The organism is Aeromicrobium sp. Leaf289 (assembly GCF_001423335.1).
Classification (GTDB): Bacteria; Actinomycetota; Actinomycetes; order Propionibacteriales; family Nocardioidaceae; genus Aeromicrobium.
Genome location: NZ_LMNK01000002.1, coordinates 1,020,947 through 1,046,942, shown reverse-complemented (window position 1 = coordinate 1,046,942; position 25,996 = coordinate 1,020,947). Strand labels below are relative to the sequence as shown.

At 73.1% G+C, this 25,996-nt stretch carries 26 protein-coding genes; 9 read left to right on the top strand and 17 right to left on the bottom strand.

Annotated elements, in window-relative coordinates; translation table 11 throughout:
* Window positions 1–198: 198 nt before the first annotated feature.
* Entirely contained in the window at window positions 199–1,425 is a 1,227-nt protein-coding gene (locus tag ASF37_RS09030) for a lytic murein transglycosylase (protein WP_056579947.1), read from the top strand.
* A 129-nt stretch (window positions 1,426–1,554) separates the two neighbouring features.
* On the opposite strand, the gene hemB is transcribed toward ASF37_RS09030, so the two are convergent.
* From hemB to ASF37_RS08995, 7 genes are all read right to left on the bottom strand, one after another.
* On the bottom strand, window positions 1,555–2,583 hold the full coding sequence (gene hemB / locus ASF37_RS09025) for a porphobilinogen synthase (protein WP_082506455.1): 1,029 nt from the start codon (window positions 2,581–2,583) through the stop codon (window positions 1,555–1,557).
* A gap of 4 nt (window positions 2,584–2,587) precedes the next feature.
* Window positions 2,588–4,261, bottom strand: a complete 1,674-nt coding sequence (locus ASF37_RS09020; protein WP_082482020.1) for a bifunctional uroporphyrinogen-III C-methyltransferase/uroporphyrinogen-III synthase — start codon at window positions 4,259–4,261, stop codon at window positions 2,588–2,590.
* Window positions 4,258–5,238 (bottom strand): hydroxymethylbilane synthase, encoded by a 981-nt coding sequence (gene hemC / locus ASF37_RS09015; RefSeq protein WP_055963969.1) that lies wholly within the window; start codon window positions 5,236–5,238, stop codon window positions 4,258–4,260. The genes ASF37_RS09020 and hemC overlap by 4 nt, the downstream gene beginning before the upstream one ends.
* Window positions 5,235–6,548: a glutamyl-tRNA reductase gene (locus ASF37_RS09010; protein ID WP_055963966.1), complete on the bottom strand. Its 1,314-nt coding sequence runs from the start codon at window positions 6,546–6,548 to the stop codon at window positions 5,235–5,237. Before ASF37_RS09010 ends, hemC begins: the two co-directional genes overlap by 4 nt.
* Complete coding sequence (locus tag ASF37_RS09005) at window positions 6,545–7,228, bottom strand: redox-sensing transcriptional repressor Rex (RefSeq protein WP_055966207.1); 684 nt, start codon at window positions 7,226–7,228, stop codon at window positions 6,545–6,547. Before ASF37_RS09005 ends, ASF37_RS09010 begins: the two co-directional genes overlap by 4 nt.
* Before the next feature lie 154 nt (window positions 7,229–7,382).
* Window positions 7,383–7,661, bottom strand: a complete 279-nt coding sequence (locus ASF37_RS09000; RefSeq protein WP_056556001.1) for a glutaredoxin family protein — start codon at window positions 7,659–7,661, stop codon at window positions 7,383–7,385.
* Entirely contained in the window at window positions 7,658–9,307 is a 1,650-nt protein-coding gene (locus ASF37_RS08995) for a class I adenylate-forming enzyme family protein (protein WP_200931200.1), read from the bottom strand. The genes ASF37_RS09000 and ASF37_RS08995 overlap by 4 nt, the downstream gene beginning before the upstream one ends.
* A 94-nt stretch (window positions 9,308–9,401) precedes the next feature.
* On the opposite strand from ASF37_RS08995, the gene ASF37_RS08990 reads away from it, so the two are divergent.
* The 3 genes from ASF37_RS08990 (at window position 9,402) to ASF37_RS08980 (ending at window position 12,313) form a co-directional block, all read left to right on the top strand.
* The gene (locus tag ASF37_RS08990) at window positions 9,402–10,280 is read left to right on the top strand and encodes an HAD family phosphatase (RefSeq protein WP_055963961.1); all 879 of its coding nucleotides are present in this window, start codon (window positions 9,402–9,404) and stop codon (window positions 10,278–10,280) included.
* 88 nt (window positions 10,281–10,368) lie between these two features.
* Window positions 10,369–11,079, top strand: a complete 711-nt coding sequence (locus tag ASF37_RS08985; protein WP_055963958.1) for a sigma-70 family RNA polymerase sigma factor — start codon at window positions 10,369–10,371, stop codon at window positions 11,077–11,079.
* A gap of 145 nt (window positions 11,080–11,224) precedes the next feature.
* Complete coding sequence (locus tag ASF37_RS08980; RefSeq protein WP_056579943.1) at window positions 11,225–12,313, top strand: DUF5667 domain-containing protein; 1,089 nt, start codon at window positions 11,225–11,227, stop codon at window positions 12,311–12,313.
* A gap of 82 nt (window positions 12,314–12,395) precedes the next feature.
* On the opposite strand, the gene ASF37_RS08975 is transcribed toward ASF37_RS08980, so the two are convergent.
* The 6 genes from ASF37_RS08975 to proC form a co-directional block, all read right to left on the bottom strand.
* Window positions 12,396–13,757: a 1-acyl-sn-glycerol-3-phosphate acyltransferase gene (locus ASF37_RS08975; protein WP_056579941.1), complete on the bottom strand. Its 1,362-nt coding sequence runs from the start codon at window positions 13,755–13,757 to the stop codon at window positions 12,396–12,398.
* A complete protein-coding gene (locus tag ASF37_RS08970; RefSeq protein ID WP_055963949.1) occupies window positions 13,754–14,737 on the bottom strand; it encodes an NAD-dependent epimerase/dehydratase family protein in 984 nt (327 codons plus the stop codon). Before ASF37_RS08970 ends, ASF37_RS08975 begins: the two co-directional genes overlap by 4 nt.
* A 6-nt stretch (window positions 14,738–14,743) precedes the next feature.
* Window positions 14,744–14,845, bottom strand: a complete 102-nt coding sequence (locus tag ASF37_RS16860; protein ID WP_012359487.1) for a 30S ribosomal protein bS22 — start codon at window positions 14,843–14,845, stop codon at window positions 14,744–14,746.
* Window positions 14,846–14,911: 66 nt separating this feature from the next.
* The gene (locus ASF37_RS08965) at window positions 14,912–15,097 is read right to left on the bottom strand and encodes a helix-turn-helix domain-containing protein (protein ID WP_055963945.1); all 186 of its coding nucleotides are present in this window, start codon (window positions 15,095–15,097) and stop codon (window positions 14,912–14,914) included.
* Between the two features lie 147 nt (window positions 15,098–15,244).
* A complete protein-coding gene (locus ASF37_RS08960) occupies window positions 15,245–16,453 on the bottom strand; it encodes an acetoin utilization protein AcuC (RefSeq protein WP_056556016.1) in 1,209 nt (402 codons plus the stop codon).
* Window positions 16,454–16,462: 9 nt separating this feature from the next.
* Window positions 16,463–17,293, bottom strand: coding sequence for a pyrroline-5-carboxylate reductase (gene proC, locus ASF37_RS08955; RefSeq protein ID WP_056556019.1), 831 nt, complete (start codon window positions 17,291–17,293; stop codon window positions 16,463–16,465).
* A gap of 33 nt (window positions 17,294–17,326) precedes the next feature.
* Here proC and ASF37_RS08950 point away from each other — a divergent pair, with 33 nt between their 5' ends.
* Complete coding sequence (locus tag ASF37_RS08950) at window positions 17,327–18,274, top strand: bile acid:sodium symporter family protein (protein ID WP_200931199.1); 948 nt, start codon at window positions 17,327–17,329, stop codon at window positions 18,272–18,274.
* A gap of 95 nt (window positions 18,275–18,369) precedes the next feature.
* Here ASF37_RS08950 and ASF37_RS08945 read toward each other — a convergent pair whose 3' ends face one another.
* The 3 genes from ASF37_RS08945 to ASF37_RS08935 all read right to left on the bottom strand — a co-directional run bounded on the left by ASF37_RS08945 (window position 18,370) and on the right by ASF37_RS08935 (window position 20,872).
* Complete coding sequence (locus ASF37_RS08945) at window positions 18,370–19,017, bottom strand: LysE family translocator (protein ID WP_056579940.1); 648 nt, start codon at window positions 19,015–19,017, stop codon at window positions 18,370–18,372.
* A 64-nt stretch (window positions 19,018–19,081) separates the two neighbouring features.
* Window positions 19,082–19,903, bottom strand: a complete 822-nt coding sequence (locus ASF37_RS08940; protein WP_056579938.1) for a sugar phosphate isomerase/epimerase — start codon at window positions 19,901–19,903, stop codon at window positions 19,082–19,084.
* Window positions 19,904–19,948: 45 nt separating this feature from the next.
* Window positions 19,949–20,872 carry an exopolyphosphatase gene (locus tag ASF37_RS08935; protein ID WP_055963926.1) on the bottom strand — a complete coding sequence of 308 codons (924 nt, stop codon included), beginning with the start codon at window positions 20,870–20,872 and terminating at the stop codon, window positions 19,949–19,951.
* Between the two features lie 63 nt (window positions 20,873–20,935).
* Between ASF37_RS08935 and ASF37_RS08930 the strand changes: the two genes are divergently transcribed.
* From ASF37_RS08930 to disA, 4 genes are all read left to right on the top strand, one after another.
* Entirely contained in the window at window positions 20,936–21,694 is a 759-nt protein-coding gene (locus ASF37_RS08930) for a hypothetical protein (RefSeq protein ID WP_056579936.1), read from the top strand.
* Between the two features lie 94 nt (window positions 21,695–21,788).
* Complete coding sequence (locus ASF37_RS08925; protein WP_055966205.1) at window positions 21,789–22,427, top strand: VOC family protein; 639 nt, start codon at window positions 21,789–21,791, stop codon at window positions 22,425–22,427.
* A 135-nt stretch (window positions 22,428–22,562) separates the two neighbouring features.
* Window positions 22,563–23,969, top strand: a complete 1,407-nt coding sequence (gene radA / locus ASF37_RS17150) for a DNA repair protein RadA (RefSeq protein WP_056557153.1) — start codon at window positions 22,563–22,565, stop codon at window positions 23,967–23,969.
* 9 nt (window positions 23,970–23,978) lie between these two features.
* Window positions 23,979–25,046: a DNA integrity scanning diadenylate cyclase DisA gene (gene disA, locus ASF37_RS17145; protein WP_056579934.1), complete on the top strand. Its 1,068-nt coding sequence runs from the start codon at window positions 23,979–23,981 to the stop codon at window positions 25,044–25,046.
* Window positions 25,047–25,198: 152 nt separating this feature from the next.
* Here the strand turns inward: disA and ASF37_RS08910 are convergent, their stop codons facing one another.
* Window positions 25,199–25,954, bottom strand: coding sequence for a hypothetical protein (locus ASF37_RS08910; protein ID WP_156368152.1), 756 nt, complete (start codon window positions 25,952–25,954; stop codon window positions 25,199–25,201).
* Window positions 25,955–25,996: the final 42 nt, after the last annotated feature.

The window sequence follows — 25,996 nt, the reverse complement described above, 5'->3', positions numbered from 1 at the left end:
TGTCTCAAGCCGTGCCCGAGGAGGAGGCCCCACGCCCCCTTCCACCCCGGGAGAGGGATGCCGTCGTCCCTCGTTCGCCGTAACCTTGCGGTGATCCGTCTCGTTGGTGAGACGAGGGCCACACCTGCGGGGACGCACCAGCAGGTAACATCTGTTTACTGTGACGCGAGCCACGCTGTCACGGGAGGGACGAGACGCATGGGAGCACGCAAGCTCAGCCGCTGGCAGAAGGCCAGCGCCCTGGTGCCGATGAGCCTGCTCGTCGTCGCATGGGGTGCCGCCATCAGCAACTCCGGTCTCGCCACGGCGGACGACCGGGTCAGCGCCGACGAGGTCCCCGACGTGCCCGCCACGGCGTTCGAGAAGCCGGCCAGCGTCCAGGCCGAGCCCGCGGGCGTCGACTCGCGCGCCGGTGCCTCCGGCACCCTGGCCACGCTGTCCACCAACGGCATCCCGTCCTCCGCGCTCTACGCCTACCGTCGCGCCGAGACGCTGCTCGCCAAGGCCGACGCCTCCTGCAACCTGCCCTGGAACCTCGTCGCCGCGATCGGCCGCGTCGAGTCCAACCACGGCCGCACCGGCGGCAACGCGCTCGACTCCAAGGGCGTGGCCAAGCCCGGCATCTACGGCATCCCGCTCGATGGCCGCGACGGCGTCGCGAAGATCACCGACAGCGACAACGGCGCGCTCGACAAGGACTCGGTCTACGACCGTGCGGTCGGCCCGATGCAGTTCATCCCCGGCACCTGGCGCTCGGTCGGCGTCGACGCCGACGGTGACGGCAAGAAGGACCCCCAGAACATCAACGACGCCGCCACCGCGTCGGGCATCTACCTGTGCTCCGGCAGCGGCGACCTCTCCGACGAGGGCGACGCGGCAGCGGCCGTGCGGCGCTACAACAACTCCTCCTCCTACGTCGACCTCGTGCTGAGCATCAGCAAGGCCTACGCCAGCGGCGACTTCACCGCCACTCCCAACGGCACCTCCACGGGCTCGGTCCTCACCAGCCGCTCGTTCGACCAGACCCTCACGCCGGCCCAGCGCACCGACGCCGCCAAGAAGGAGAAGAAGGTCCGCCAGAGCGAGGCGTCCGGCGGGTCGAAGGGCGGATCGGGAAGCGGATCGACCGGCGGCACCGGCTCGACCGGCGGCGGGACCGGGTCCACCGGTGGCTCCACCGGCGGTGGCACGGGCTCGACCGGCGGGTCCACGGGTGGATCCTCCGGCGGTGGCGGCTCCACGGTCGGCGGTGCCGTCCAGGGCGCGGTCGAGAACACGCCCCTGGCACCCGTCACCAAGCCGGTGACGGACCTGCTCTCGGCCACCGAGGCCAACCTGCGCTGCGCGCTCGAGGTCTCCGCTCTCCCGCTCAGCACCCACGCTGCTCGGTTCAAGACCTGCATGGACAAGTACACGAAGGGCTGATCGCCCTGCTCGAAGCCCCCGGTCGTCCCACGACCGGGGGCTTCGTCGTTCCTGGCCCACCCGCCGCGACGGGACGGGGGCGCTGCGGAGCGCGTCGTCGCGACGACGGCACCTCCGGACCCGGAGGTCTCAGGCGCGACGGGCGAGCTCGGCGGCCCAGTACGTCAGCACGATGTCGGCGCCGGCGCGGCGGATCGACGTGATCGTCTCGTCGACGGTGCGGTCGCGGTCGATCCAGCCCTGCTGGGCGGCGGCCTCGACCATGGAGTACTCCCCCGAGACCGTGTACGCGGCGACCGGCAGGCTCACGTGCGCGCGCACGAGCGAGACCAGGTCGAGGTAGGCCAGTGCCGGCTTCACCATCACGATGTCGGCACCCTCGGCCACGTCGAGCAGGGTCTCGCGCAGCGCCTCGCGGGCGTTGCCCGGATCCTGCTGGTAGGTCTTGCGGTCCCCCTGCAGCGAGGAGTCGACGGCCTCGCGGAACGGTCCGTAGAAGGCGGACGCGTACTTGGCCGCGTAGGCCAGGATCGCCACGTCCGTGTGACCGGCCGCGTCGAGGGCGGACCGCACGACGCCGACCTGGCCGTCCATCATGCCGCTGGGACCCACGAGGTGGGCCCCCGCCTCGGCCTGCGCCACGCCCATCCGCCCGTAGATCTCGAGCGTGGCGTCGTTGTCGACCCGCCCGTGGTCGTCGAGCACACCGCAGTGGCCGTGGTCGGTGAACTCGTCGAGGCACAGGTCGGCCATGACGAGCAGGTCGTCGCCGACCTCGTCGCGCGCGTCGGCGAGGGCGATGTTGAGGATGCCGTCGGCCGCCAGCGCCCCGGACCCCTCGGCGTCCTTGTGCTCGGGGACGCCGAACAGCATGACGCCCCCGAGGCCGAGGTCGGCGGCCTCGCGCACGGCACGCCGCGCCGAGTCACGCGAGTGCTGCACGACGCCGGGCATGCTCGCGATCGGCCGCGGCTCCCGCAGGCCCTCGGCCACGAACATCGGCAGCACCAGCTGCGACGGCTCCGTGCGCGTCTCACGCACGAGCGCCCGCATGGCGGGCGTCGTGCGGAGACGGCGCGGTCGGTGGAGGGGCGGTCGGTGAAGGGGCGGACCCTGCACCGGTCCTGCGGAGCGATCGGCCGAGGGTCCCGACGTCATCGACTCAGGCCTTGCGCCGCGAGGAGGGCTTCTTCTGCGACGGCTTCAGCACCGGCTCGCCGGCCTCGAGGAACTCGAGACGGCGCGCGGCACCGAAGGCGGCCAGCGCGTCGGCCAGCACCTCGGCCGACGGCTGCTCGGCCATGACGTCGACCCGCAGACCGTGCTCCTCGGCCGTCTGGGCCGTGGCCGGGCCGATGCACGCGATGATCGTCGACGCGTGCGGCTTGCCCGCGATGCCGACCAGGTTGCGCACCGTGGAGCTCGACGTGAAGAGCACCGCGTCGAACTTGCCGGTCTTGATGGCCTCGCGGGTCGGCGCCGGCGGCGGGGCCGCCCGCACGGTGCGGTACGCCGTGACGTCGTCGACCTCCCAGCCGAGCTCCTGCAGACCCGCCACGAGCGTCTCGGTCGCGATGTCGGCGCGCGGCAGGAACACCCGGTTGATCGGGTCCAGCAGCTCGTCGAACGGCGGCCAGTCCTCCAGGAGGCCCCGGGCCGACTGCTCGCCGCTCGGGACCAGGTCGGCCTTGATGCCCCAGGTGGCGATGGCCTCGGCCGTCTTCTCGCCCACGGCTGCGATCTTGAGACCGGAGAACGCACGGGCGTCGAGCCCGTACTCCTCGAACTTCTCGCGGACGGCCTTGACGGCGTTCGCGCTCGTGAAGGCGACCCACTCGTACCGGCCCTCGACGAGTCCGCGCACGGCCTTGTCCATCTGCTGGGGGTTGCGCGGCGGCTCGACCGAGATGGTGGGGACCTCCTCGGACACGGCGCCGTAGGACCGCAGACGCGCGGCCAGGCCGGCCGACTGCTCCTTGGTGCGGGGCACGAGCACGCGCCACCCGTAGAGCGGCTTGGTCTCGAACCACGAGAGCGCCTCGCGCATGGCCACGACCTCGCCCACGACCGTGATGGCCGGCGAGGTCATGCCTGCGGCGCGCGCGTCGACGGCGATGTCGGCGAGCGTGGAGACGACCGTCGACTGCTCGGTGGTGGTGCCCACGCGGGTCATGGCGACGGGGGTCTCGGCGGACCGGCCGGCCTCGATCAGGCCCGCGGCGATCTCACCGATCCGCGCCACGGCCGACAGCAGCACCAGGGTGTCGGTGCCGGCGTAGTCGGGCCAGGCGATCGACGCGTCTCCGACGCTGACGACGCGGTACTGGCGGTGCGCCTTGTTGGTCAGCGGCACGCCCGCGTAGGCGGGGACGCCCGTCACAGACGAGACGCCGGGGACGATCTCGAAGGCGATGCCCGCCTTCGCGCAGGCCGCGGCCTCCTCGGGTGCCGTGGCGTACGTGAACGGGTCGCCGCTCACGAGCCGCACGACGTGCGCCCCGGTCTTCGCGTGGCGCACCACGAGACGAGCGCGCGCGGCGTGGGTGAGGACGACGCCGTCCTCACCGAGCCCGCCGTCGACGACCTCGACGCCCTCGGGCACGAGGGCAGCCTGCTCGGGCTGCTCGATGATGGCGACGTCGGCCTGCGCGATGAGCTCGGCCGCGCGGACGGTCAGCAGGCTGGCGTCGCCCGGTCCCGTGCCGACGAAGCTCACGTGCCCCAGCGGCTTGGGGCTGCGCTTCGTGGCGGGCTCCTTCTTCGCGGGTGCTTCGACGGTGGCGGTGGTGGGTGGTGTCACGGTGGTGGTCTTCTTCCTGGACTGCCGGGTGGTCATGAGGCGGAACCGATCGATGGACCGACCGCAGGGGTGGCCATCAGCTCGGCTGCGCCCTCGGCGAGCATCTCGGCAGCGAGACGTTCGCCGACCGCTGCCGGCTCGCTGAGCGAGCCGGAGGCGGACAGGCGGATGGTGGGTGAGCCGGAGGGGTCTCCGACCACGGCACGCAGCCACAGCTCGTCGCCGTCGTCGCCCCAGACGACGTCGGCGAGAGCTCCGACCGGTGCGCTGCACCCTGCCTCCAAGGTGGAGAGCAGGGAACGTTCTGCCGTGACGGCGGCCCGGGTGTCCGGGTCGTCGAGCACGGAGAGGAGGCGAGCGGTCGCGTCGTCGTCGACGCGGCACTCACAGGCGAGGGCCCCCTGTCCGGGGGCGGGGAGGACCTGGATGGGGTCGAGGACCTCGGTGGCCTCGGACTCCCGCCCCAGGCGCAGCAGGCCGGCGCGGGCCAGCACCACGGCGTCGAGGTCGCCGGAGCGGACCTTGGCGATCCGGGTGTCGACGTTGCCGCGCACGGGGACGACCTCGACCCCCAGGCCGAGGGCGTTCAGCTGGGCCTCGCGACGCGGGGAGCCGGTGCCCACGCGCGCACCACGGGGCAGCTCGCCCAGGGTCAGGCCGTCGCGGGCCACGAGCACGTCGCGCGGGTCCTCGCGGACGCTGACCGCCGCGAGGGAGAGCCGGGGGTCGGCGGCGGTGGGCAGGTCCTTCAGGGAGTGGACGGCGACGTCGACGGTCCCGTCGACCAGGGCCTCGCGCAGCGCGGCCACGAACACCCCGGTGCCACCGATCTGGGTGAGCGGCGCCTGGTTGCGGTCGCCCTCCGTGCTGATGGTCACGAGCTCGACCTCGACACCGGTCAGCTCGGTGATCCGAGCCGCCACGTGACCGGACTGGGTCGTGGCCAGGGCGCTGGCGCGCGTGCCCAGACGCAAGGGGGTCTCACGCGCGGGATGCTGGGAGGCGGTGGTCATGCCTTCTCCCCCTTCACCTGGGTGACCGCCTGGACCGCGGCGGGGTCGAGCGCGAACAGGTCGGAGAGCGCGTCGGCGTAGGTGAGGCCGCCCGGCCCGTCGACCAGCTGCTGCACGCGCACGGTGGGAGCGTGGATGAGCTTGTCGGCGACCCGCTTGAGCGCCAGGCGCACCTGGTCGACCTGCTCGTCCGGCAGGCCGTGGAGCCGGCCGAGCAGGCGGCTCGTCTCGGCCTCGACGACCTCGGTCGCCATGCTGCGCAGCGCCACGACCGTGGGCGTGACGCGTGACTGGCTCTTGGCGGCGAGGAAGCTGCGCACCTCGTCGTCGACGATGGCGCGGACCTGCTGGACGTCGGCCGCGAGCTCGGCGTTCTCCGAGCGAGCGGCCAGCGTGACGAGGTCGATGACGCTGACGGACTCGAGCTCGGCCACCCCGGCCTCGACGTCGCGCGGCAGCGCCAGGTCGACGAAGACCAGCTCGCCGGTGACGTTGGACAGCCCGTCGTCGAGGACACGGGACACGCGGTCGGTGGCGAACACCGAGCCGGCCGCCCCCGTGCAGCTGATGACGACGTCGGCCGCGGACAGCTCGACGTCCATGGCCTCCCACCGCACGGCGCTGACGCCGAACGTGGCGACGAGCTCGTACGCCCGCTGGAACGTGCGGTTGGCGACCATGATCCGGTGCGGGGCCACGCCGCGGTCGACGAGCGTGCGCACGGCGAGGCTCGCCATGGTGCCGGCACCGGCCACCAGGAAGCGCGTCCCCGGAGCGGTCACGACCGGGCCGACGGCGTCGAGGCCGGCCGTGACGGTCGAGGGCGCGAGCCGGTCGATGCCCGTCTCGGCGTGGCCGCGCTTGCCGATGCGCAGCGCCTGCTGGAACAGGGCGTTCAGGGCCGACCCGATCGTGGACTCGGCCTGGCCGGTGTGCAGCGCCTGCCGCACCTGGCCGAGGATCTGGCTCTCGCCGAGGATCATCGAGTCCATGCCGGAGGCCACCGAGAACAGGTGGGCCACGGCCGAGTCGTCGTAGTGCACGTAGGCGTGGTGCACGAGGTCCTCGCGGCCCATCCCGGCCTGCTCGGCGAGCAGGTGGGAGACGTCCTCGAGGGCGTTGTGGAAACGGTCGGCCTCCACGTACACCTCGACGCGGTTGCACGTGGAGATCACGGCCGCCTCGGTGACCGACGCCGACTCGAGGGCACGGTGGGCCAGCTTGACCGCCGCGTCCGTGTCGAGGGAGGCGCGCTCCAGCACGTCGATGGGGGCCGAGCGGTGGGACATGCCCACGACCAGCACGCTCATGCAGTCTCCGCCTTCCGCTGCTCGTGGTAGGCCAGGATCTGCAGCTCGACGGAGAGGTCGACCTTGCGGACCTGGACGTGGTCGGGGACCTGCAGGACGGCCGGGGCGAAGTTGAGGATGCTCGTGACGCCGGCGGCGACCAGCCGGTCGGCGACGTCCTGGGCCGCGTCGCCCGGCACGGCCACGACGGCGATCGCGATGCCCTGCTCGGACACGAGCGAGTCGAGCGCGGCGAGCGGCTGCACCTGCAGGTCGCCGATGGTCGAGCCCACCCGGTCCGGGTCGGTGTCGACCACCGCGGCGACCCGGATCCCGCGCGGGCTGAAGCCCGGGTACGTGGAGAGTGCCGAGCCGAGGTGGCCGGCACCGACGATCACGACGTCCCACGTCTGCGTCTGACCCAGTCCGCGGGCGATCTGGTAGCGCAGGTACTCGACGTCGTAGCCGACCCCGCGCGTGCCGTAGGAGCCGAGGTGGGAGAGGTCCTTGCGCACCTTGGCCGGGTTGACCCCTGCCGCCTCGGCGAGCTCGACGGACGAGCACGTGGTGGCGCCGGCGTCGGCGAACGACGCGAGGACCCGCAGGTACAGCGGCAGCCGGGCGACGGTGGCGTCGGGAACGTCACGCGGGGCCTGGGCCGTTGCACGGTCAGGGGTCCCGGCGAGCCGGGGGGTGCGCAGAAGGGTCACGGTGCTCCATCGCGCCGCGGCGGGGATTCACCCAAGGGGGTGTTCGCAGCGCCACATCAGTTTACGAGCTTGTGAACGTGGGAACAAAATCGAGAGCAGGGGTGGGTGGGATTCCTCACACGCGCCGTGGTAAAGGTCGCGACGCTCAGGAGCTGCCGAGGGCCGTGCGCAGCCGCGCCTCGGTGACCCGGAAGAAGTCGTGCTGCCGGCCGTCGACGAAGGTCACCGGCACCATGTCGGAGAACCTGCGGACCAGGGCGGGGTCGGCGTCCACGTCGACGCGGGCCCACGTCGCGTCGACGTCGGCGCACACCTCGGCGACCGTGGCCTCGGCGGCCTCGCACAGGTGGCAGCCCTCGCGGCTGTAGACGACGACCCGCGCGTCGAGGGCGTGCGGGACGTCGGTGTCGGCGGGACCGGTCACGGTGCGAGCAGCCCGAGGTCCTGGCTGCGGGCCAGCGCCCGCAGGCGCCCCTTGGCGACCTTGCCCGTCGCCGAGTGCGGCAGCCCCTCGACCACGACGACCTGGCGCGGCTGCTTGAACCGAGCGAGCCGAGTGGAGCAGTGCTCGACCACGCTCGCCTCGAGCGCCGCCGCGTCGACGTCCGAGGACGTGGGGACGACGAACGCCACGACCGCCTCGCCGGTGCTCTCGTCGGGCAGGCCGACCACGGCCACCTCCGAGACCTCGGGGAGCTCGACGACCACGGCCTCGACCTCGGCGGGGTAGACGTTGAAGCCAGACACGATCACGAGCTCGCGCACCCGGTCGACGAGCGTGAGGTCGCCCTCGTCGTCGAGGTAGCCGATGTCACCGGTCGGGTACCAGCCGTCGTCGCGCGGGCCGTCGGAACCGTCGGGCCAGTAGCCGGAGAACAGGTTGGCGCCACGCACCCAGATCTCCGCAGGGTCGCCGGGAGCGGCGTCGGAGCCGCCGGCGTCGACGAGGCGCAGCTCGACACCCGGCAGCGCGCGACCGACCGAGCCGGGGCGCGGCGGGACGCCGACGTCGCGACCCGACGCCAGCGTGGCGGTGATGACGGGGGCGGTCTCCGTGAGCCCGTACCCCTGCTCGACGTGGTGCCCCGACGACTCGGCGAAGACGGCCGCCAGCTCCGGGTCGAGCGCCGACGCGCCGCTCAGCACGTGCTTGACCCCGCCCAGGTGCTCGCGCAGGTCGGAGCGCCCGGCCCAGGCCGCGATCACGGGGGGCGCGAGCGCCACGTTCGTGACCCCCTCGTCGCGGATCGTGCGGAGCAGGCCGGCCGGGTCGAACCCGTCGACCATCACCACCCGCGCACCCTGGCGCACGGCTTGGCCGAGGACGGCGTTGAGGCCGTAGATGTGGAACATCGGCAGCAGACCGAGCACGACGTCGTCGGCCGTGACGATGGCCGGCTCGACGGCCGCGGTCTGCTCGACGTTGGCCAGCAGGGCACGGTGCGACAGGACCGCGCCACGGGGCTTGCCGCTCGTGCCCGACGTGTAGAGCACGACCGCCGGGGCCTCGTCGTCGCGGGGAGCTGCCGGCTCCACGGCGGGCGCGTCGCGCAGCAGGCGCTCGAAGGCGATCTCGCCCGGTCCGGGCTCGGTCCCGTCGACGACGACCGTGAGGCCGGGGCCCTCGTGGTCGAGCCCGGCGACGGCGGCGCGGACCTGCTCGATGCCCGTCTCGTCGCAGAGGACGACCCTGGCGCCGGAGTCCGCCAGCATGCGGCCGATCTCGCGCTCGGTCGAGCGGGGGTTGACGGGGACGGCCACCATGCCGCCGCGCAGGATGCCGAAGTAGGCGACCGCCAGGTCGATCCGGTTGGCCATCACGAGGGCGACGCGATGGCCGCCGCGCAGCCCCACCCCGCTCAGGCCGCGGGCCACGGCGTCGGCCGCTGCGTCGAGCTCGGCCCAGGTGCGCTCGTGACGCCCGCCGCGGTGCTCCACCAGGGCCACGGCGTCCGGCGTGCGCTCCGCCGCGGCGCCCAGCAGCCCCGAGACGTTGGTGGGCCCCGGGACGCTGGTGGGAGCCGGGACGTTCGTGAGCCCAGGGACGTCCGACTCGTTCGAGGAGGTCACGATGCGAGTCAACCACAGCGCGCCCGGCCCCCGCGGGGGGTTCGAGCGACCGAGGAGCCTGGGCGAAGGACCACTCGACCGATAGCCTCGTGGCATGACCAGCCAGCGGGTCCCCCGGACCGGGCCGAACCTGCGGTCGCGCTCCGTCCTGGCCGGTCAGGCCGCCGCCGCCGCGAGCGAGGTCGAGCACTGGCTGGCACCGCGTCCGGACGCCGACGCCGCAGCGTTCTTCGACGTCGACAACACGATCATGCAGGGCGCCTCGATCTACCACTTCGCCCGCGGGCTGCACCGGCGCGACTTCTTCACGACCGGCGACATCGCCAAGGCCGCCTGGCAGCAGGTGTACTTCCGCCTCGCCGGCGTCGAGGACCCCGAGCACATCGCGAAGGCCCGGTCCTCCGCCCTGGCCTTCATCGCCGGGCACAGCGTCCGCGAGCTGGAGGAGGTCGGCGAGCAGATCTTCGACGAGCACATGGCGCACAAGATCTGGCCCGGCACGCGGGCGCTCGCCCAGCAGCACCTCGACGCCGGCCAGCGCGTCTGGCTCGTGACCGCCGCGCCGATCGAGATCGCCGCCGTCATCGCCCGTCGTCTCGGCCTCACGGGCGCGCTCGGCACCGTGGCCGAGCACGTCGACGGCGTCTACACCGGCGAGCTGGTCGGCGAGCTGCTGCACGGCGAGGGCAAGGCCGTCGCCGTCACGGCGATCGCCGAGCGCGAGGGCCTCGACCTCGCGCGGTGCTTCGCCTACTCCGACTCCCACAACGACCTGCCGATGCTCTCGCTCGTCGGGCACCCCTGTGCCATCAACCCCGACCCGAAGCTGCGCTCCCACGCCAAGGACCAGGGCTGGGACGTCCGCGACTACCGCACCGGTCGCAAGGTCGCCCTCGCCGGCGGACGGGTGGCCGGCAGCGGGGCCCTCGCCTTCGCGGCCTGGCGTGCGGCACGCGCCCTCCGGCGCCGCTGACCGCCCAGGGAGCGAGACCGATCCCGGATTTCTGCAGACACGCGCCGTCCCAGCGGCATACGATCGACTCGATCTTCGGGAGGGATCGATGGCCGCGAACGTGGGAGCACTGCGATGGGCGCTGTCCCACGCCCTGGCGACCCCTGACGACACCCTCCTCGCCATGGCGCTGGCCGAGCCGGCGCCCGCGCCCGGCCCCTCGCTCAGCTCCGCGTTCTCGAACGGACCGGTCGACCCGCACGGCGATCCCGAGGAGCTGCGCCTGCGCGCCCTCGTCGACCTCGCCCGCGAGGGCGACGCCGAGGCGTTCGGCCAGCTCTACGACCACTACGTGAACGGGATCTTCCGGTTCATCTACTACCGGGTCGGGTCCCAGCAGCTGGCCGAGGACCTGACGAGCGAGACCTTCGTCCGCGGCCTGCGTGCCATCCAACGCTTCAGCTGGCAGGGCAAGGACTTCGGCGCGTGGCTCACCACGATCGCCCGCAACCTCGTCGTCGACCACTTCAAGTCCGGCCGGGCTCGGCTCGAGATCGTCTCCGACGACGTGCCGGAGGGCCCGCAGACCGCCCCCAGCACCGAGGACGACGTCATGTCGCTCCTGTCGAACGAGATGCTCTTCGCGGCCGTGGCCGAGCTGCCCACCGAGCAGCGCGAGTGCGTGCTGATGCGCTTCATCCAGGGCCTGAGCATCGCCCAGACGGCCGCCGCCCTGGGCCGGACCGAGGGCGCCATCAAGCAGCTGCAGCTGCGCGCCGTGCGCAACCTCGCCAAGAAGATGCCGGAGGGCATCCGATGAGCGGCGTCGCGCGGACCGGGCCGACGCGCCGCCTGGCCACCGGGCCCCTGATGGACGAGATGGTGCGAACCGCGTCACGAACGCGTAACTCCGACGTCTTCCCCATCGTTGGAGCTGTAGACGCCACCACAGACAGGACGACGCGATGAGACCCCGCTCGGGCCGCGACGACGCCCAGGCCTTCCACGAGGCCTGGGAGTCCGGCACCCCCGCCACCGCCGAGGTGGCCGAGCTGGTGCGCGCTGCCGAGCTGGTGTGCGAGTCCGCCGTCGCGACCCCGCGACCGGAGTTCCGCGCCGCCCTGCGCGAGCGACTCATGACCGAGGCGCAGACCGTCCTCGTGCCCGACCCGGGCGCCTCGCGGCGTGCCGTGGCCGACCGCACGCCGCCCACCGTGGCGCCGTCGGCTCCCCGCACCCGCCGCCGGATCGCCGGCCTGGCCGTGGCCGCCGTCTCCTCCCTCGGCGTGGTCGGCATGGTCGCTGGCAGCGCCCAGGCCATCCCGGGCGACGTCCTCTACCCCGTCAAGCGCGGCGTCGAGAACGTCGAGCTGGCCATGCAGCGCACCGACGAGGGCCGCGGCACGCAGCGGCTCGAGATCGCCGCCGAGCGGCTCCGCGAGGCCCGCGCCGTGCTGGGCGACGGCTCGACCAAGCAGCGGGCCCAGGTCGGCGCGCTCCTCGACGACTTCAGCACCGAGGCCGAGCAGGGCTCGGCCGAGCTCTTCGGCGCCTTCGACTCCGACGGCTCCACCGCGACGATCGACACCGTCAACGACTTCGCCGCGGCCTCCGCCGTCGACCTGAGCGTCATGTCGGCCGAGGTCCCCGCCGACGCGGCGTCCGCGTTCGACTCGGCGACGGCCGTCGTCACCGACCTGGCCGGTCAGGCCGGCCGTCTGTGCGGCACGTGCGCCAAGGCCGACGTCGACGCCCTGGTCCAGGTCGTCCAGCAGGTCGTCCGACCGGGCCGTCCCGCGTCTGCCTCCGATGCCGAGCCGGCCGCCAGCACCCGCGACGACACCGCCCCGGCCCCGGTCACGAAGGCGCCCACGTCGGACGAGGCCACGAGCGCCCCGACGCCGGCTCCGGCACCGGTCACCCCCTCGCCCTCGGCGAAGCCGCAGGGCCTGCGCGCGGTCACCGATCCACTCGTCGGCGGCCTGCTCGGCAACGAGGAGACCGAGGGGCTGGTCCCCGGCCTGCTCAACGGCCTGCTCGGCACCAAGAAGTAGCAGCGGCTCCGCCGCAGGGGAGCAGCAGCGGCTCAGCCGCAGGGCCACGTCCTGGACGGTCGCGCCCGACCCGTCCCGCCGCTCAGAAGAACGCGTTGCCGCGATCGACGAGCAGCCGGTACAGCGTCTGCTGGATGGTCTCGCGCACCTGGTCGGTGACGTTGAACAGCAGCATCGGGTCGTCCGCGGCGTCGGGCTCGTAGGCGTCGGTGCGGATGGGCTCGCCGAACTCGATGATCCACTTGCTCGGGAGCGGGATCATGCCGAGCGGGCCGAGCAGCGGGAAGAACGGGGTGACCGGCAGGTAGGGCAGACCCAGCAGACGAGCCAGCGAGGGCACGTTGCCGACGAGGGGATAGATCTCCTCGGCACCCACGATCGAGACCGGCACGATGGGCACCTGGGCCCGCAGCGCGGACGACACGAAGCCGCCGCGACCGAAGCGCTGAAGCTTGTACCGCTCGGCGAAGGGCTTGCCGATGCCCTTGAACCCCTCGGGCCAGACGCCGGCGATCTCGCCGGTGCCGAGCAGACGCTCGGCGTCCTGGGTGCAGGCCAGGGTCGCGCCGGCACGTCGGGCCATCTGGCCCACGAAGGGCAGGGCGAAGACCAGGTCGGCGCCCAGCGGACGCAGGTCGCGGCCGCTGTACTTCTTGACCGCGTATCCGGTCATCACGCCGTCGAGCGGCACCGTGCCCGAGTGGTTGGCCACGAGGAGCGCGCCACCGTCGGTGGGGATGTTCTCCGCGCCGCGCACCTCGAGCCGGAACCACGTCTCGGCGAGCGGCTCGACCGCGGCGATGAGGATCTCGGTGAGCTGGGGGTCGAAGCCGAACTCGTCGACCTCGAAGTCCCCGGTCAGTCGCTTGCGCAGGGCCGCGAAGGCGAGGGCGAGCCGGTGCTCCCAGTCGGAGCCGAGGACGCGCTGGGCCGCCTGCGCGACGGCCAGGACGATGTCCTCGACCGGCAGGCCGGGCAGGGTGGCCCTGCCCGATGCCGTGCGCGTCTCGCGTGCCGCCTCCTCGGCCGCAGCGGCGGCAGCAGCCGCGGCGTCCTCCTCGGTGACCGCCCGGAGCCGAGAACCCCCGGCGGTGGACCGCGACGAGGCGGGCCGCTTGGCCGAGGCACCCGTCGCACGCTTGGCCGAGGCGGCCTTCTTCGTCGCCCCGGGGCCGGTGGCGGCGGACTTCTTGGCGCCCGACGTCGTGCCCTTCGTGGTCTTGGCTGCGCCGGACGTCACGGCCTTCGTCGCGGCGGGCGGGGTCTCCACAGCCGGGGTGTCGGCGGGCTCCACGGGCTCGGCCGGTGCCGCAGCCTTGCGGACGGGCTTGCCCGACGCCGGGGTCTTGCCGGCGAGGGAGCGTGCGCCCGAGGAGGGCGAGCCTCCGCGGGAACCGCGTCCGGCTGCGCCCTTCGTGCCGATGGTGCGGCGCTCGTCCGTCATCGGCCACCTCCCAGGAGCGCCAGGACACCGGGTCGCTGCGCGAGTCGGAACTCCTCGAAGACCTGCTCGGTCGTGGCCGAGAGCTCGTAGCCGAAGATGTCGCGCAGGGCGCTGGTGTCGACCGCGCGGCCGTACGTCAGGAGCCGGTGCAGGTCGGGGGAGATCTCGCCGCCCATGCTGCGCACGATCCGTGCCGCAGCGGCACCGAAGCCGATGCCGGGCAGGGGCACCACGGGCTTGCCCATGCGGCGCGCGGCCTGCGACAGCAGCAGCACGCCGGACCCTGCCGCGTTGAACGTGCCGGGGCGGTCCTTCACGACCGACTGCTCGATGATCGAGAGCGTGTCCTGCAGCGAGAGGAACTGCAGCCGGGGGTCGAAGCCGATCACGGCCGGCAGCAGCGGGTTCAGGAAGTAGCTGCGCAGCGGCGACTCGATCTGCGGGTGCAGCGTCTGCGCGGCCCGCACCGTCGTGATCAGGATCTCGGGCCGACGCCGCGCGAAGCCGCGCACGTACGACTCCACCTCGACGACGTCCTTGGGGAAGCCGGTCCGCACCCCGCCGCGAGCGGAGTCGGACTCCATGAACAGGGCGGGGTCGCGCGGCGACGAGCCGTAGACGGCCACCGACGACCCGACGACGAGCTTGGAGACCGTGGTGGAACGCTGGCAGGCCGCCAGCAGCTGCATCGTCCCGATGACGTTGCGCTCCTTGACGCCGGAGCCGGAACGGCCCCGGGCCGGGGCGAGGTCGAGGTGGACGACGGTGTCGACGTCCTCGACCGCGATCACCTTCGCGACGACGGGGGTGCGGATGTCGGCGCGGACGAACTTGACGCCGCCGAGGTCGCCCTCCGGGGGGCGCAGGTCGATCCCCACCACGCGGTCGATCCCGGCGGACTCACCGAGATCGGCGAGATGGCGAGAGACGCGCGAGGCGAGAGTGCCCGAGACCCCCGTGACGAGGACGACCCGCCCCATAGGTCCCTACTTGCCGAGCTTGCGACGCTGGACGCGGGTTCGCTTGAGCATCTTGCGGTGCTTCTTCTTCGACATCCGCTTACGACGCTTCTTGATGACTGAACCCACGGATATGACCTCTGCTTGTTGCGGAACTGGCGGACGCCAAGACTACGCGACGACGGACGGGACGGCTCAGCCGGCCTCGTAGTAGGACTTCTGGAGGTAGTCCTCGACCGCCTTCTCCGGCACGCGGAAGCTGCGGCCGACGCGGATCGCCTCCAGCTGTCCGTTGTGGACGAGTCGGTACACGGTCATCTTGGAGACGCGCATCTGTGCCGCGACCTCCGCGACGGTCAGGAAGGTCGTTCCTGCGGTCATGTCCTCACCTTTGCTTTCGGGGCACCCGCGCCTCCCCGGCTTCCCCTCCGGCGACGCGTCACGAGTGCGTGCTGGGAAGCGTAGTGCCTCGTGGGACGTTTGGGATAGGGGAGACGAAAGTGGCCGGGCGCGACGTGCCCGCGCAGGTCACAGGTGCGGGTCGAGACCGAGCAGCGGGAAGGTGTCGGTGCGGGCCGCGAGGATCGAGCGGTCGAGCCAGCTGGCGGGGTCGTAGCCCAGCTCCCAGGCTCGGTACGAGGCGGACCGACCGTCGGTCATGCGCTGCGGGGCCCGCACGCCCCGGAGCCGCTCCACGTGGTCGCGCCAGCCCTGGGTCGTCGCGGTCTCGGGGTCCACGTCGTGGTCCGCCAGGATCGCGAGCAGGTGCGTCCACGCCCTGGGCACGACCTCGGTGACCGCGTACCCGCCGCCACCGGTCGCCACCCACCGTCCGCCGCAGACCTCGCGGGCGAGGTCGCGCACGGCCAGGTACGACGCGCGCTGGCCGTCGACGCTGAGCATCAGGTTGGTCAGCGGATCGTCCATGTGGGAGTCGCACCCGTGCTGGGAGACGATGATCTCGGGACCGAACTCGCGGATCACGTCGGGGACGATCGCGTGGAAGGCGCGCAGCCACCCCGCGTCGGACGTGCCGGGCGGGAGCGGGATGTTGACCGCCGAGCCCTCCGCGCCCGGGCCGCCGGTCTCCGTGGACCAGCCCGTGCCCGGGAACAGCGACTGCGGCCCCTCGTGGATCGAGATGGTCAGCACCCGCGGGTCGTCGTAGAACATGGCCTGGACGCCGTCGCCGTGGTGGGCGTCGACGTCGAGGTAGACGACCTTCTGCGCGCCCTGCGCCAGCAGCCACGCGATCGCGACGCCGAGGTCGTTGTAGATGCAGAACCCGCTCGCCGAGCCCGGCATCGCGTGGTGCAGGCCGCCCGAGACGTTGGCGGCGTGGGTGTTGCGCCCCGTCCAGACCCGACGCGCGGCCTCCAGGGTGGCCCCGGCGATGAGCGCGCTCGCGTCGTGCATGCCGCTGAAGACCGGGTTGTCCTCCGTGCCGAGGCCGACGCTCGGGTCGGCGTGGGTGGGGTGCTGCGACAGCTTGCGCACACGCTCCACGTAGGCGGGCGTGTGGACGGTGCACAGCTCCTCGTCGGTGGCGGGCTCGGCGCCCACGACCTCGAGGTGGTCGAGCACGCCGAGCTCGCCGGCCAGGACCATCGTCAGGTCGACGCGCACCGGCGCCATGGGGTGCGCGGCACCGAAGTTGTACCCGGTGAGGCGTTCGTCGAAGACGAGGCAGGGCCCAGCGGTCTCGTCGCTCGCCCCGGTCGGTTCGGTGTCCGGCATGCTGGCAGCCTACGACGCGGAGAGCTCGGCCGAACGGCGTGCCGCCGCTTCGACCCCCGCACGCAGGGCCGCGTCGACGCCGTGGTCGTCGAACGTGCTGATGGCGGCGTGGGTGGTGCCGTGCGGCGAGGTGACCCGGCGGCGCAGCTCGGCGGGCTCGTCGTCGGTGTCGGCGAGCAGGGCCGCGGCTCCCCGGATGGTCTGCTCCGCCAGGGCCCGGGCGGTGGCGCGGTCGAGGCCGGCCGCCACACCGCCGTCGATCATCGCCTCGGCCAGGTAGAAGACGTAGGCGGGTCCGGAGCCGGAGACCGCCGTGACGCCGTCCTGCTGGTCCTCCGGCACCACGACGACCCGACCGCCGGTCTCGAGCAGGGCCACGGCCTCGGCCAGCCGCGTGTCGTCGCAGGCGGCGCCCGGCGAGACGCCGAACATGCCCTCCCCCACCAGCGCCGGGGTGTTCGGCATGGCTCGCACGACCGCGACGCCGTCGGCCAGCGCGCTCTCGTAGGTCGCGATGCGGACGCCTGCGGCCAACGACACGAGGGTGGCCGCGGGGTCGACGAGCGGGGCGATCTCGGCCACGACGGACGGCACGTCCTGCGGCTTCACCACGACGAGCACCACGCCGGCGCGCTGCACGGCCGCGGCGACGTCGGTGACCTCGACCCCGTGCCGCTGCCTCAGCTCCTCGGCACGCTCGGGCATCTTCTCGCTGACGACGAGGTCGACGGGGCGTCGGCCCGACGCGATCAGGGCGGTCAGCAGCGTCTCGCCCATGACCCCGCCGCCGAGGATCGCGATGCGTGCGGGGTCGATGCCGTCGCTCGAGGTACCAGTCATGACGCCAGCGTAGGCGGGCGTAGCGTCGTGGCCGTGCGCCGTGTCGACCCGTTCCTCCTGCTGCTGCTCGCCGTGGCCGTCGCCGGCTCCGTGGTCCCGGCGACCGGGCCGGCGTTCGAGGTCGTGCGGATCGCCTCCATGGTGGGCATCGGGCTGCTGTTCTTCCTCTACGGCGCGCGACTCTCGGCGGCCGAGACCCTGCACAACCTCCGGCACTGGCGGCTCCAGCTCAGCATCCTCTCGGTCACGTTCGTGGTCCTGCCCGTCCTGGGGCTCGGCGCCCGACTGCTGACCGACGCGTGGCTGTCCCCGCAGCTCGCCGCCGGCCTCCTGCTCGCCACGCTGGTCCCGTCGACGGTGCAGGGCTGCGTCGTCTACACCCGCATCGCCCGCGGCAACGTGGCCGCGGCCGTGGTGAGCGCCTCGACCTCGAACCTGCTGGGCGTGGTCCTGACCCCGGTGCTCGTCGCCCTGCTGCTGGGTGGCGAGGCCCGCGTCGACGCCGACTCCGTGCTGCGGATCGTGCTGCAGCTGCTCGCCCCGTTCGTGCTCGGCCAGCTCCTGCGACCCGTGGTCGGCGGCTGGGTGACGCGCCACGACACCGGGCTCAAGCGCTTCGACCGGTCCACCATCCTGCTGATCGTCTACGTCGCCTTCAGCGAGGGAGCCGAGGCGGGCATCTGGTCGGCCGCCCCCGTCCTGGACGTCGTCGCCGTGGCACTGCTCTGCGCGGCGCTGCTGGGCGCCGCCCTCGGCTGGTGCGTGGCCTGGGGACGGCTCGTCGGGTTCGACCGCGGCGACCGGGTGGCTCTGCTGTTCTGCGGCAGCAACAAGAGCCTCGCGAGCGGCCTGCCGATGGCGACCGTGCTGTTCCCCAGCGACGTCGTCGCGTTCGTCGTGCTGCCGCTCATGATCTACCACCAGCTGCAGCTGATCGTCGGCTCCGTGCTGTCGAGCCGGCTGGGGCGGGCGGGGGCCTAGGTCGTCCGTCCGCGTCGTCGCAGGTAGGCGTAGCACCTCTCGGCGGTCCGAACAGGTGCGTCACCTACCTCTGGCTGCCGCGACACGTGCGTCACCTACCTCCGGTGCCCGGTGGCGGCGAGGGCCACGCCGAGCCCGATCATCGACACGCCGCCGAGGGCGCCGACGGCCTCGCCGCGCCGCGGCGACCGCGCGAACCAGGACCGCAGGCCGCTGGCCACGACGGCCCAGAGCCCGTCGCTCAGCAGACCGATCGCGAAGGCCACGAGTCCGAGCAGCAGCATCTGCGCGGGCACGTGGCCCGCTCCGCGGTCGACGAACTGGGGCAGCACGGCAGCGAAGATCATGAACGCCTTCGGGTTGGTGATCCCCACGACGAAGCCCTGCCGGGCCACCACCCGCAGCGGGAGGCGCCGCTGCGGCGCAGCCCCGTCGACGTCGGCCATGGTGAGGTCCTTGCGGTGCCGCACCGCCTGCACCCCCAGCCAGACCAGGTAGGCCGCGCCGGCCAGCTTGACCACGGTGAAGGCGAGCACCGAACGTTCCAGGATCGCGGACAGGCCGAGCGTCACCAGGCCCACGATCACGAGCAGCCCGGCGGAGTTCCCGACGACGGTCGCCAGGGCGACGGCGCGGCCGTAGGCGAGGGCGCGCCCGATCACGAACACGACGCTGGGCCCCGGGATGGCGATGAGCACGAGCGCGGCGAGGCCGAACGCGACCAGCTGGTCCAGGGAGATCATGGCCGCATCCTGGCACGCGGTCCCGTCGTCGGGGCGCTGTTCGCGGGGTCCGACGCGTGACCCGTCAGGGACGTCGCGCGGCGTGCAGCCGGGCGAAGGCCAGGGCCTCCAGCAGGTCGGCCTCGCGCTCGGCCGTGTCCGAGGCCTTGCGGGTGTTGATCTCGACCACGATCTCGCCGTCGAAGTCGGACTCGGCGACGAGCTCGAGGAACTCCGCGCACGGCTGCGTCCCGCGCCCGGGCACCATGTGCTCGTCCTTCGGCGAGCCGGCCCCGTCGGCCAGGTGCACGTGGGCCAGGCGGCTGCCCAGCGTGCGCGCCATCGCGACCGGGTCGTCCCCGGCGGTCGCGCTGTGCGAGAGGTCGAGCGTGACGTGCGCGTACTCCTCGTCGACGGGGTTCCAGTCGGGCAGGTACGCGTGGAACTCGCGCTTGCCCGTGCGCCATGGGTACATGTTCTCCACGGCGAACACGACGCCGTGCTCGGCCTCGAGGTCGGCGATGCCCTCGACGAAGCCCTTGGCGTAGTCCCGCTGCCAGCGGAACGGCGGGTGCACCACCACGACCGACGCGCCGGTGGCGTGAGCCATCTCGGCGCTGCGGTGCAGCTTGCCCCAGGGGTCGGTGCCCCACACCCGCTGCGTGAGCAGCAGCGTCGGAGCGTGGATCGACACGATCGGGACGCCGTGGAACTCCGAGAGCGCGCTGCAGGCCACCGCGTCGGTGCTCACGTCGTCGACGCCGACCATGACCTCGACGCCGTCGTACCCCAGGCGCGCCGCCGCCTCGAACCCGCTGGCCGTGCTGCCGGGGTAGACCGACGACGTCGACAGCGAGACCCGCAGCTGCGGGTCGGAGCGGCGCTCGGCAGGCTTCCGGGTCGACATGGCAGGGGCAGCCTAGATCAGCGGACCATGGTGGGCAGACCGGGCCTACAGGTGCGCGAGGTGCTCGAGGAGCACCCCTTCGCGCAGCGCCCACGGACAGATCTCGAGCTCGTCGACGTCGAAGAGGTCCATGGCGGCCTCGGCCACGACCGCGCCGGCCACCATCTGGTGAGCACGGTCCTGGGAGACACCGGGCAGGGCGGCGACCTCCTCGTCGCTCAGGTGGACGATCTCGGAGATGAGCGGGCGCAGGTCGGCGCGGCGCAGCACGCGCCTCACGTACCGACCCTCGCTCGACGGCGCGGCACCGCACATGCGCGCGAGGGACCGGAAGGTCTTGCTGGTGGCGACCGCCCGGTCGAATCCACCGCCACGCAGCAGCGGCCCGGCCACGTCGGCCATCACCGAGCGCGCGTGCAGACGCAGCTCGACGTGACCGCGCTCGCGACGCGGGTCCGACGAGAGCCAGTCGCGGGTGAGACGCCCGGCACCGAGCGGCACCGAGCGGGCGACCTCGGGCTCCTCGTCGGCTCCCACGGCGATCTCGAGCGACCCGCCGCCGATGTCGAAGACGCCGAGGCGGCCGGCGGACCAGCCGAACCAGCGGCGGACCGCGAGGAACGTGAGTCGTGCCTCGTCCTCGCCCGGGAGGACCTTGAGGTCGACGCCCGTCGACTCCCGGACCGCGGCCAGGACCTCGTCGGCGTTGTCGGCGTCGCGCACCGCGGAGGTGGCGAAGGCGACCACGCTGGAGCAGCCGCGCTCGAGCGCCTCGGACTGCGCCTCGCCCACGTACTTCACGAGCCGGGCGAGGCCCTCGCCGGTGACCCGGTTGTCGTCGCCGAGCTGCTCCGCCAGGCGCAGCGGCTCCTTGAAGGAGTGCGCCGGGAGCGGGGGTCCGCCACGGTAGGCGTCGACGATGAGCAGGTGCCCGGTGTTCGACCCGATGTCGAGGACGCCCATGCGCATGGCCCCATCCTCCCACGGATGCCCACGGCCGGGGCGCGGCGTCGGTCTCCGTACAGTGGACGCATGCCGGAGGTCGACCTGGGATTCCCGCGGACGTGGGTCGAGTTCGCGAACCCGGACGACGCCGACGAGGTGTTCCGCTGCGACCTCACGTGGCTCACCTCCCGCTGGACCTGCGTCTTCGGCGGCGGGTGCGCGGGCATCTACGCGTCGAGCCCCGACGCCGGCTGCTGCACGCTCGGCGCGCACTTCGCCGACGACGAGGACCAGGCGCGCGTGGCCACGGCGGTCGAGCGCCTGACGCCCGAGCGCTGGTACCGCCACCCCGACGGCCCGAACCCGTTGGACGGATCGTGGACCGAGACCGACGAGGACGACGAGCCCAAGACCCGCGCCGTCGAGGGCGCCTGCGTGTTCCACAACCCGCGTGGCTTCGAGGGTGGCTACGGCTGCGCGCTCCACGGGCTCGCGCTCGCCGAGGGCGTGCCGCCGCTGACGCTGAAGCCCGACGTGTGCTGGCAGCTGCCGCTGCGCCGCCAGTTCCGCGACGTCGAGCGCGGCGACGGCACCTCCTACTCGGAGGTCCAGATCGGCGAGTACGTCCGGGCCGGCTGGGGCCCCGGCGGTCACGACCTCGACTGGTACTGCTCGTCCAACACCGAGGCGCACGTGGCGCCGGAGCCGCTGTACCTGACCAACCGCGACGAGCTGGTGGCGCTCATGGGCGAGTCGGGCTACGCCGAGCTGGCGCGCCAGTGCGAGGACCACCTCGACGCCGGCGGCCCCAACCCCCACCCCGCGACGGTGGGAGCGACGCCGTGAGAGCCGCTGCGGGAGCGGTCCGATGAGCACCGCGCACCTCACGCTGGTCGACCCCGGTCGTCCGGACACCTGGGCCGTCTGGCAAGAATGGCCCATGCACCTCGACCACCTCTCGTACGCCGCCGGACCCGCTGGCCTCGACGCCACCGTGGCGGAGCTCTCCGAGGCCCTCGGAGCCACGTTCCTCGACGGCGGGGCCCACCCCCGCTTCGGCACCCGCAACATGGTGCTCCCCCTGCGCAACCGTCAGTACGTGGAGGTCGTGGAGGTCCTCGACCACCCGGCCGCCGACAAGGCCGCTTTCGGCCAGGTCGTGCGCCAGCGCACCGAGGCCGGGGGCGGCTGGATGGCCTGGTGCGTGTCGGTCGACGACATGGCCGAGGTCGAGCACCGGATCGGTCGGCACGCCGTGCCGGGCAACCGACGTCGCCCCGACGGCTTCAACCTCGAGTGGCGCCAGATCGGGACCAGCGGCATGAAGGCCGACCCGCAGCTGCCCTACGTCACCTGCTGGGACGTCCCGCCCGAGGAGCACCCGTCGCAGATGGCGCCGTCCGACATCGCCCTCACGGCCGTCGAGATGGCCGGTTCCCCGCAGCGGCTCTCGGACTGGCTGGGCGAGCCCGCCGTGACCGCACTCGAGGAGATCGCCGTCGAGTGGGTGGCACCCCACGGCCTGCCCGGCATCATGAGCGTCTCGTTCTCCACGCCGCAGGGCGACGTCCGCATCTGAGCCGTCCCCACGGACTGCCCGACATCGCCGCTTCCCTCCCGACGGGCGCCGGCCCCGGCGGGAGCCGACGTGACGCGGGCGCGCCCTGTGCGTGCGGCCGACCTCCTGTCGGCACCCGCGCCTAGGGTGGGCAGCATGCCCACTGCCAAGGCGACCAAGGCCGCCAAGCCCGTCTACGCCTGCGCGGAGTGCGGGTGGACCACCAGCAAGTGGGTGGGCCGCTGCGGCGAGTGCCAGGCGTGGGGCACGGTCGACGTCGCCTCCCCCGCCGCCCGGGCCGGTCGCACGGCCCCGGCCGCCACCGTCACCCCCGCCCGTCCGATCACCCAGGTCGAGGTCGAGTCGGCACGGTCCATCTCCTCGGGCATCGGCGAGCTCGACCGCGTGCTCGGCGGCGGTGTCACGCCCGGCGGCGTGCTGCTGCTCGCCGGCGAGCCCGGCGTCGGCAAGTCCACGCTGCTGCTCGAGCTGGCCGCCCGGTGGGCCCAGCAGGGCCGCCGCACCCTCTACGTCTCGGGCGAGGAGTCGGCCGGTCAGGTACGGCTGCGGGCCGAGCGCACCGGGGCCGTCCACGACGAGCTGTACCTCGCCGCCGAGACCGACCTGGGGGCCCTGCTCACCCACGTCGAGCAGGTGCGCCCGAGCCTGCTCGTGGTCGACTCCGTGCAGACGATCGGCTCGGCCGACGTCGACGGCGTCCCCGGCGGCGTCACCCAGGTGCGCGAGGTCGCCTCGGCGGTCATCCAGCGCGCCAAGGCCGAGGGCATCGCCACCCTGCTCGTCGGGCACGTCACCAAGGACGGCTCGGTCGCCGGTCCGCGGGTGCTCGAGCACCTGGTCGACGTCGTCCTCCAGTTCGAGGGCGACCGCGCCTCACGACTCCGTCTGCTGCGAGCGGTCAAGAACCGCTTCGGTCCGGTCGACGAGATCGGCTGCTTCGACCTGGCCGACTCCGGGCTCGTCGAGGTTCCCGACCCCACCGGCCTGTTCGTCAGCCGGCACGAGCAGCCGGTCCCGGGCACGTGCGTCACGGTCACGATGGAGGGTCGTCGCCCGCTCCTGGCCGAGGTGCAGGCGCTGGCGGTCGAGACGAACGCCCCGTCACCCCGTCGCACCTCCAGCGGCCTCGACTCCTCACGCGTGGCCATGATCCTGGCCGTGCTCACGCGGCACTGCGGCGTCAACCTGTCCCGCCACGACGTCTACACGGCGTCGGTCGGCGGCGCGCGTCTGGTGGAGCCGTCGGTCGACCTCGCGGTGCTCGTGGCGGCCGCGTCGGCCCAGGCCGACCGCGTGGCGCCGCGGGGTCTGGTGGTGCTGGGCGAGGTGGGCCTGGCCGGCGAGGTGCGCCCCGTGCGGCACACCGCCGAACGTCTGCGGGAGGCCGCCCGCCTCGGCTTCACCTCGGCCATCGTGCCCGCACGTTCGGAGGGTCTCGACGACGTCCCGCGCTCGCTGCGCGTCACCCAGGTGGCCGACGTCGTCCAGGCGGTGCTGGCCCTGCCGAGCGCGCGTGGTCGCGACACCCCCGCGCGGCCCTAGACTGCTCCCGTGGCCTCCCGACCCGACCTGCGCACCGTCCTGGCAGCGATCGCGCCCGGAACCGCCCTGCGCGAGGGGCTGGAACGCATCCTGCGCGGCCGCACCGGCGCGCTCATCGTGCTGGGCCAGGACAAGGTCGTCGAGTCCGTGAGCACCGGCGGCTTCGCCCTCGACGTGCCCTTCACCGCCACCGGCCTGCGCGAGCTGGCCAAGATGGACGGCGCGATCGTCCTCGACTCCGACGCCCAGCGGATCCTGCGTGCCGCCGTGCACCTCATGCCCGACCCGTCGATCCCCACCGACGAGTCCGGCACCCGCCACCGCACCGCCGACCGGGTCGCCCGCCAGACCGGGCTGCCGATCATCTCCGTCTCGGCCTCGATGCACATCATCGCCCTCTACCTCGAGGGCACCCGTCACGTGCTCGAGGACGCGGGAGCGATCATCGGCCGCGCCAACCAGGCCATCGCCACGCTCGAGCGGTACCGCAGCCGCCTCGACGAGGTCTCCGACGCCCTCTCCGCGCTCGAGATCGAGGACCTCGTGACGGTGCGCGACGTCGCCGCCGTGGCCCAGCGTCTGGAGATGGTCAGCCGCATCGCCACCGAGATCGACCAGTACGTGCTCGAGCTCGGCACCGACGGTCGCCTCCTGGCGCTCCAGCTCGAGGAGCTGATCAGCGGGGTCGACGCCGAGCGCGAGCTGGTCATCCGCGACTACATGCCGTCCGGCCGTCGCGGACGCGCCGTCTCGACCGTCCTGAACGACCTCGCACGGATCGACTCCTCCGAGCTGGTCGACCTCACGAGCGTGGCCACCGCCCTGCGCATCGGCGCCGGCGACTCGCTCGACCACCCTCTCGCCCCCCGCGGCTACCGGCTCCTCGCGCGCGTCCCGCGACTGCCCCACACGGTCGTGGACCGGCTCATCGACCACTTCGGCACGCTGCAGAAGCTGCTCGCCGCCAGCATCGACGACCTCCAGACCGTCGACGGCGTCGGCGACCTGCGCGCCCGCGGCGTTCGCGACGGCCTTTCCCGCCTCGCCGAGTCGAGCATCCTCGAGCGCTACGTCTGACCCGTCCCCCTCGTCAGAGGTAGGTGACGCACCGAACCGGGCCGTCAGAGGTAGGTGACGCACCAGATCGCGCGTCCGAGAGGTACGACACCTACCGTCGACCCCTCAGCGAGGAGGTGCGCTGCCGGAGTCCACGACGGAGGCCACCGGGCTCACTCCTCGTCGGGCGCCGGGGTGGGGGTGGTCGTCTTCGGCGACGGCGAGCCGCTCGGCTTCGGGGTGGCGCTCGCGGAGCTGCTGGCGGTGGCCGTCGGCTTCGGCTTGGCAGCTGCCTGCCCGAGACGGAACTTCGCCGACCCGGGCTCGCCGCCGAGGGTGCCGATGCGCAGCGTGTACGTGCCGGGCGAGGCCCAGCCCTCCTTGGCCGAGCAGGCGGGCCCGGAACCGCGACCGGACCAGCTGGTGGCCACCGACGTCGACCACCCGGGACTCAGCGCGACCGGATCCTCGAGCAGCGCCGACCGGCAGACCGCCGAGTCCCACACCGCCGTGTCACCGCTGCTGATGACGGCCACGAGGTCGGCATCGGCTGGGTCGAGCGTGCAGCCCTTCGCCTCGGTGGTGGACACGAGGAGCTCCACGCGGACCGCCTTCTTGGCCCGCTGGTCGGCCGGGACGGTGGGCGTGATCCGCACCGCCTCCGGGTCGCACGGGGTGCTCGCCGTGGCGAGCGCCACCTGGACGTCCGACTGCGCGGCCTGGGTGGGCGCGGGCTCGGGCGTGGGTGTGCTGCCGGCCGACGTGGACGCCGACGGAGCAGGCGCAGCGGCCGGCGGGTCGTCGTCGGCGCCACCGGGCCAGAGGGTCACACCGACCCACACCAGTGCGATGACCAGGGCCAGCAGCATGAAGCGACGACGCCAGTAGATCGCCCGCGGGACGGGGCGTCGGACCGGTCGCGAGCTCACCCTCCGACCCTAGTTCGCGCGGCACCCGTGCGAGGATCGACG